The sequence below is a fragment of the Anaerosporobacter sp. genome (assembly GCF_965301125.1).
In genome coordinates this window covers 2,712-8,920 of the sequence record NZ_CBDLAM010000155.1, presented here as the reverse complement: position 1 = coordinate 8,920, position 6,209 = coordinate 2,712, and the positions used below count along the sequence as shown (strand labels likewise).

At 34.5% G+C, this 6,209-nt stretch carries 8 protein-coding genes and 1 pseudogene; all 9 read left to right on the top strand.

Going from position 1 to position 6,209, the window contains the following annotated elements; genetic code table 11:
• Positions 1-311, top strand: a pseudogene (locus ACW2QF_RS14910) (23S rRNA (uracil-5-)-methyltransferase RumA); the annotation flags it as partial.
• Between the two features lie 482 nt (positions 312-793).
• A complete protein-coding gene (locus tag ACW2QF_RS14905) occupies positions 794-949 on the top strand; it encodes a hypothetical protein (RefSeq protein WP_455716802.1) in 156 nt (51 codons plus the stop codon).
• A gap of 165 nt (positions 950-1,114) precedes the next feature.
• Entirely contained in the window at positions 1,115-1,330 is a 216-nt protein-coding gene (locus ACW2QF_RS14900) for a hypothetical protein (protein ID WP_455716801.1), read from the top strand.
• A 46-nt stretch (positions 1,331-1,376) separates the two neighbouring features.
• The gene (locus tag ACW2QF_RS14895) at positions 1,377-1,823 is read left to right on the top strand and encodes a LytTR family DNA-binding domain-containing protein (RefSeq protein ID WP_455716800.1); all 447 of its coding nucleotides are present in this window, start codon (positions 1,377-1,379) and stop codon (positions 1,821-1,823) included.
• Complete coding sequence (locus ACW2QF_RS14890) at positions 1,820-2,257, top strand: hypothetical protein (protein WP_455716799.1); 438 nt, start codon at positions 1,820-1,822, stop codon at positions 2,255-2,257. Before ACW2QF_RS14895 ends, ACW2QF_RS14890 begins: the two co-directional genes overlap by 4 nt.
• Positions 2,258-2,432: 175 nt before the next feature.
• On the top strand, positions 2,433-3,581 hold the full coding sequence (locus ACW2QF_RS14885) for an alpha/beta hydrolase (protein WP_455716798.1): 1,149 nt from the start codon (positions 2,433-2,435) through the stop codon (positions 3,579-3,581).
• 414 nt (positions 3,582-3,995) lie between these two features.
• On the top strand, positions 3,996-4,208 hold the full coding sequence (locus ACW2QF_RS14880) for a hypothetical protein (protein WP_455716797.1): 213 nt from the start codon (positions 3,996-3,998) through the stop codon (positions 4,206-4,208).
• A gap of 103 nt (positions 4,209-4,311) precedes the next feature.
• Positions 4,312-5,343, top strand: coding sequence for a Na/Pi cotransporter family protein (locus ACW2QF_RS14875; protein WP_455716796.1), 1,032 nt, complete (start codon positions 4,312-4,314; stop codon positions 5,341-5,343).
• Between the two features lie 45 nt (positions 5,344-5,388).
• Entirely contained in the window at positions 5,389-6,042 is a 654-nt protein-coding gene (locus tag ACW2QF_RS14870; protein ID WP_455716803.1) for a PhoU domain-containing protein, read from the top strand.
• The last annotated feature ends 167 nt before the right edge of the window (positions 6,043-6,209 follow it).

Below are 6,209 nucleotides of genomic sequence, written 5' to 3'. Positions count from 1 at the left end.
CAAAGCTTAACGAGCTTGATAACTGTGAATTCATCGCAGGCGATGTACTAAAAGTCATCGATGATATCGAAGATAAACCAGACTTAATCGTGCTTGATCCTCCAAGAGATGGTATTCATCCTAAAGCGTTGAATAAGATTATTAATTATGGGGTGGATCGACTGGTGTATATTTCGTGTAAGCCTACTTCATTGGCTAGAGATTTAGTGATCTTGCAGGAGAATGGATATAAGGTGGAGAAGGTTTGTGCGGTGGACATGTTTCCTCAGACGGTGCATGTGGAGACTGTGTGCCTGTTAAGTAAGTTATAATAAGGCTTTTAAGAAATTTAAGATAGGAAATTCAATAATTTGTCTACGCCATGCCCACATAAGATATTTAGTGTGGACAAATTATTGGTTAATAGCTGATTCAAATATATTCACTGCGTTGCTTTTCATGGTATCAGTATTAAATACGTAGGTTCCAAGGGTAACTTTTATATCCTTGTGACCAAGACGTTCCATTACGGGCTAATGATTTTATGATAATAGAAGAACAAATAGGAATAGGCGATGGAGTTACAAAAGATTTTAGAGTTAAATGGCAAGGTTGGTTTAGAAACTCTTAAGAAGTTATTATCGTAGATTAAAGTAAGGCGCAAGCTAGTAAGCAAGCGCCTTTAGACTAGATTAACACTTTCTATTATTTATGTTTATTAGACATTGGCTTAAAGGGATTAAAAGAAAATGGAATGAAGATCTTAAAAGAAAACAGAATGAGGGACTCAAATGTTGTTGGTGAAATTTATAGTATGCCATTTCAACAACCTTACCAACCATCAGATGGGTATAGCTATACTGGGCAGAATTACGCTAATCCAGTACAACCGGGCAATTATTCTTACTCAAATCAAAATGGGACCCCAAGTGAGGATAAAAACGTAAACCAGAATAGGGATGAATATTAGTAAAAATAATAAAATGAAGGGATTGTCAAGTCGTTAATCGATTTGATAATCCCTTTTTCCTTTCTTCATTCGCAGCGTGTTATGCATTGATATTTACCTGTTTCAGCATTACCCTTGAAACAGGTTGTTGATGCAAATTTGAATGGCGAAGGTGGTTACTCATATTTGGCAGAGAAATATGGCGTTACAAACCGTCGTCAAGTTTTGAACTGGGTACACTATTATCAATCTTTAGGTGGTGAAGGCTTACTACGTTTTAGGAAAAATCAAATATACTCTTTTGAATATAAACTTTATGTTGTAGAATTATATCTAACAACAGAGGTTAAGTATCAGGAGTTAGCTTTATCAGAAGGCATCAATAATATATCTTCACGATAATGCTGAAAGTACTTATATATAGAAAAGACAAAGGAGGGAACCTTGTGTGAGGGTAATAGTACAAAAGATAGATAGAGAAACTGAAGAGCGGGTAATCGTTGAATGCTATGCAGTAACAGAAAAAATTCATGATATCGTTAGTTTTATTCAGAACATCAATGAATATTTAGAGGGAATAGAGAATGGAGAAAAAGTTCGAATTCCACTGAGTGAAATTTACTATGTCGAGGCTGTTGACAATAAGACATTTGCATATTTAGAAAATCGAGTAATTGAACTCAAACTTAGACTATATCAGTTTGAGGAATGTTACCAAAAGCAATATTTTGTAAGGGCTTCTAAATCAGCGGTAATTAATATGCTAAAACTTGAAAGTGCCAAGCCAGCTTTGAACGGTAGATTTACAGTGACATTAAGTAATGGCGAACGAGTAATGATTACTAGAAAATATGTTAGTAACTTGCGCGAAAGATTAAGGGGGGACGGAGAATGAGTATAGATAAGAAAATGATGCTGAAAGGGATGTTACATACATTTTTGGTAGTATACTTCCTTATCTCTTTCGTTATAGCAATTTCTAATGTGTGGAATATGCAAAACATCATAATCGATAAAAATATTTTTTTCAAGATTATGGCATATGCATTCGTTGGTTCGTTACCTAGTTGTGTCACCTATTACCGAAAAGAACCGTCTCTTTTACAAATTATTTTTAGAAGAGGAATTCAACTTTTACTAATACTAGTTTTGGTAATATCGTTAGGTATTTTTATTGGAGAGATAGAGAGAACGGATATTATTAGGTATGGTATTCTTATTACACTGGTATATATATTAGAGTTTGTATGTACTACAATATTTAATATGTTGGAAGCACATAAATTAACCAATGAAATTCAGAATTTTAAGAAAAAACATAACAATTGATGCATTTCACATTTGAATTTGTGCATTTCATAATAGGGTAGATTGTGTCTAATACCACGATATGGTAAGGTTATCATGTTAATAAGGCGGTTATAGTGTGTCGGTTTTTAACACGGAGATTAATTGACAATAGTCTTTTATAAGTCGCCAGATTTTGAAAGGAGAAGATATTAACATGAGAAAAAAAATTATCGTAGGTATGATGGTTATGGTTTTGATTAGTAGTTTGACTGGTTGTTCAAGTGGAAAAAGAAATAATAAGGTGGAAGATACAAGTCAACAGACGGCAGAAGTAACTGCACAAGATACTTCTGTAGAAGAATCAGAGAATAAAGGTACAGAAGAAATGGAAAATTCAAATCAAGCAATGGACAGAATTAAAGTGTACGAGGTGTTTGAAGCAAATCTTGGTATTACAGAGGAACAAAGAAATGGTTTCATAGAGAAATATGGAGTAGAGGTATACGAAACAGCACTTTCATCTTGTAAATACTTTCTAAAACTGAATAATAATACTGTTCTTAATGATGATACATTAAAGCCATTTCAAGAGAAGTATCAAGTAGAGGAAGTTGAAATCCCATCATCTTTAGATGGACATAAGATCCCAGCAGATTATATTATAGTTGATGGAGATAAGAACAGAGATACTATTATATTCGTGCATGGACAAGGTGGAACAAGAAGATCAAACTTAGGAATTGCTAATTATTTTCTTGAGATGGGATTTAATGTATTAACATTTGATCTGCGTAATTCTGGAGAGAATAAGGCGCCACTTACCACTTTTGGAGCTCTAGAAAAGTATGACTTACTTGACTGTATTGAATATATCGACAAGCAGATTGAAAGCGATCAGAAGATAATTATCTCCGGTGCATCATATGGTGGTTCAGTAGTTGCAAATACACTTGGTACGGATATTGCCAATGAAAAAGTAGATGCAGCGATACTTGACTGTCCAGTAGCTAGTATGGAGATGATACTAAATGTTAGAATGTTACAATATGTGAGTCCTGAAAATCTTGATTATACTTATGAGTGCTGTGACAAATTCATGGATTATATGTACGGATTTACAATGAAGGATGCAGATGGCGTTCAGTCAATGAGTAAAAACACAATACCTACTTTGCTTATTACGAGTGAGGCAGACAATGTAGTGCCAAAAGAAAATGCAGAAGCTTTGTATAATACAATACCAGGAGATAAAAAGTATCTAAAAGTCTTTAAGGATGTTGCACATGTTGATGCAATTAATGCAGAGACAGATACCTACTTACAATTAGTAAAAGACTTGTTAGATGGAAGTTTATTTGAATAATTAGTAAGGAGTAGTACTTTACTAATTGACCTACTTACGCATACATATTATATATCAATTTATTGATAGTAGATTTACATAGCAGTATTTGCTATGGTACGCCCCGATACTTATTATAAAACCAGAGAAATAGCAACATCAAATACAAACAGCCATGACATTTGTCATGGCTTATTTCGTTATATTGTCACGGTTGCAGTACAATGAAATAGTGGATAAATTTGTTCGATATGTTTTTGAAAGTATTGTAGAAAAGGTAATAGAAGGTGAAATTGATAATGAAGGAAAGAACGATCCATATAAATTAATTTTCGTATATAAAACAGGGTACAACAATAAAATATTCCAAAATTGAAAAAAAAGAAGAATATAAGTAATAAAGTGTGTTATAATAGTTCGGACAATGTAGATAAAATGTATTCATATATAGTTACACTTTTGGATTCTGCCACTCAGGAATATGAGTATCAGATGAAGGAATGTCATCCTCTGATTATTACAGAGAGCAAGTTCAGGGAGGTGCAAGAAGAAAAGAAAAAGCGAAGCAATATCATCACCGATGATGACGGTACATATCGCTGTAGTAAGAAATACAGTTCAAAGAAGAATAAGAAAGTAATTTGGTGATTTCTGGATATGCTCAAGAAATAGCCTAAGTATCACATGTTGAGACGATATGTCTGCTACATAAAATTAAGTAAAAAAAGTAATAAATATAGGGAGAAATAAAATGGAAATTGTAATGAATTTAATGCTTATGTTAGGTGGAGTCGCTGTATTTATGTTTGGCATGAAGCAGATGAGCTCTGGTTTGGAACGAAGCGCAGGATCAGGAATACGAAATCTTTTCAAAAAAATCAATAAAAACAGAGTCTTTAATTATGGAATCGGAATCGGGGCTACCGCACTTGTCCATTCTTCTTCAGCCACTTCGATCATGACAGTCGGACTTGCTCATGCAAATATTGTAACAGTTAAGCAGGGCTCAGGTTTTATCTTAGGGGCAAAAGTAGGAACCACTCTTACAGCATTTATATTTGCCCTTTCAGGTATCAGCAAAGGCAGCTTTAACATAAGCTCTGTTTTTGCAGCAGTTGCGTTCGTTGGTGTCTTAATCATTTTTTCCACTAGTAACGAAACCCTTAATAACATTGCGCCATTTTTAATCGGATTTGGAATGCTGTTTATCGGTTTGGAAGTGATGGAAACCGCAATAGGTGGAGCAGATTCGACGCTGAGTATTGAACTCTCTAAAGTATTCAAATTTGAGATCATGCAAAATCCCATCTTGCTGGTGATATTAGGAATTCTCTTTACAGCCATCATACAGTCATCTACGGCAGCAACTGGTGTTTTTATTGCTTTCTTGGCTACAGGAGTTATCCAGAATATAGATCAATCGTTTTTCTTATTGATGGGAGCAAATATAGGAACCTGTAGCGATGGTATAATGGCCTCCCTGACTACGAACGCCAACGGGAAACGTATCGCATTATTCCATGTGATTACCAGCGTAATTGGTGCGGTCACATTTACGATTATACTGATTCTTTTCAGAACACCTATTACCAACATGTTTGAAAGTCTATTCCCTGGAAAACCTCAGTTTAGTCTTGCAACATTTAACCTGATTTATAATAGTATTTACACTTTAGTGTTGCTTATATTTATGGATCCGTTAGTCGATTTAGTGACAAGTTTGGTGAAAGATAAGCTAATGATGATGGAAGTAGTGAGATATAGTGATGGGCGTTGCTTGTAAACTGAGGCTCTTGGCAGAGCTCAAGGAGTAAGGGAATTGTACGATATGGCAACTCTTGCAAAGGAGAACCTTGATCGTTCTTATGCTTCATTGGTCAACGAAGATATGAGTGAAAGTAAAAAAATAGCCGAGGTTGAATATCGTATTGATTTCTTAACAAATAAGCTCACAAACTTTTTCATCAAAATTTCATCAGTTACTAAATTCGATGGCGACGAAAAACTAATCGGCGGATTACATCATGTAACAAACGATATTGAGAGGTTGGGCGATTACGCGATACTTTTGGTAAAAGAAACTAGCTATATGAAAGAAAATGATGTAAAATTTTTAGATCAGACCAAAGAAGAGTTTAACCAAATCTATAAGTACATATCCGAAATGTTTGATTTAGGGTTTGATGCGTTTACAAAGCGTAGAACCGAAAATTTCAAAACAATTTCAAACATTCACAAGGAAACTAAAAAACTAATATCCTCTACGCGTAACGAACATGTGGTACGTCTAAGCTCCGGCCTGTACCCTGCTGAGGTATCAAAAAGCATTTATTCCGTTCTATTTTCAATGCAAAGAATAGCAGATCATATTGTGAACATTGCTTTCTCGATTCGATCCACTACTGGAAGTAAAACAGAGGCATTGCAATCGATTGAACGAGAAATGAAGAAAAACGAAAATGCGGAGCGTAAGCATTCTTAAGAATCCAATATGTTAAAGTAAATAACCTCTGTGCTTTTATGAAGTTATAGGGATATATAAATCATGTAATAGTGATTTGTATGTCCCTTTTCACTTTCTTTACCTTGGTTAAATAACTGTGTAAGAACTTAATGTTCATATCGAGGGTATATTGCTCACCATGGTAG

What these genes read in the sequence shown, in the direction of transcription:
- ACW2QF_RS14890 (WP_455716799.1), top strand. Translation starts at nt 1,820, where the DNA reads ATGAGTATAGATAAGAAAATGATGCTGAAAGGGATGTTACATACATTT.
- ACW2QF_RS14880 (WP_455716797.1), top strand. Translation starts at nt 3,996, where the DNA reads ATGTATTCATATATAGTTACACTTTTGGATTCTGCCACTCAGGAATAT.
- ACW2QF_RS14905 (WP_455716802.1), top strand. Translation starts at nt 794, where the DNA reads ATGCCATTTCAACAACCTTACCAACCATCAGATGGGTATAGCTATACT.
- ACW2QF_RS14875 (WP_455716796.1), top strand. Translation starts at nt 4,312, where the DNA reads ATGGAAATTGTAATGAATTTAATGCTTATGTTAGGTGGAGTCGCTGTA.
- ACW2QF_RS14870 (WP_455716803.1), top strand. Translation starts at nt 5,389, where the DNA reads ATGGCAACTCTTGCAAAGGAGAACCTTGATCGTTCTTATGCTTCATTG.
- ACW2QF_RS14885 (WP_455716798.1), top strand. Translation starts at nt 2,433, where the DNA reads ATGAGAAAAAAAATTATCGTAGGTATGATGGTTATGGTTTTGATTAGT.